This window comes from Nocardia abscessus (genome assembly GCF_015477775.1).
GTDB classification, from domain to species: Bacteria; Actinomycetota; Actinomycetes; order Mycobacteriales; family Mycobacteriaceae; genus Nocardia; species Nocardia abscessus_A.
Window position 1 is genome coordinate 1 of sequence record NZ_JADLQO010000069.1, and the last position, 536, is coordinate 536.

Annotated in this window: 1 protein-coding gene; it reads left to right on the forward strand. The window is 66.8% G+C overall.

Going from position 1 to position 536, the window contains the following annotated elements; translation table 11 throughout:
- Window positions 1–536: AMP-binding protein (locus tag IU450_RS39305; RefSeq protein WP_195154785.1), on the forward strand; the 536-nt coding region annotated here is incomplete at both ends.

A 536-nucleotide genomic window follows, 5' to 3' on the forward strand; every position in this document is an offset into this window, starting at 1 on the left:
GGCGGTGCCGTTGGCGAAGTTCGATCTGCAGGTGGCGGTGGCGGAGAACGTCGATCGTCATGGTGGGTCGGGGGGTATGTCGGTGGCGTTCACGTATGCCACGGAGTTGTTCGATCCGGCGACGGTGCAGGATTTCGCGGATCGGTTCGGTCGGATCCTGTCCGCGGTCGCGGCGGATGCGTCGGTGGTGGTCGGTGATATCGATGTGCTGGCCGCGGGTGAGCGGGAGCTGGTGCTGCACGAGTGGTCCACTCCGGGGGCGATCGTGCCGGAAGTGACGTTGGTGGAGGTGATCGCCGCTCAGGCCCGTTCCCGCCCGGACGCGGTCGCGATCCGCTACGCCGACACCACCCTGAGTTTCGGTGAGTTGCACCGACGCGCGAACCAGGTAGCGCGGGCGTTGATCAACCAGGGTGCGGGCCCGGAATCTTTGGTGGCTGTGGCGGTGTCGCGCACCGAGGAGCTGCCGGTCGCGTTGTTGGGTGTGTTGACCGCGGGTGCGGCGTATCTGCCGATCGACACCAGTTATCCGGTGC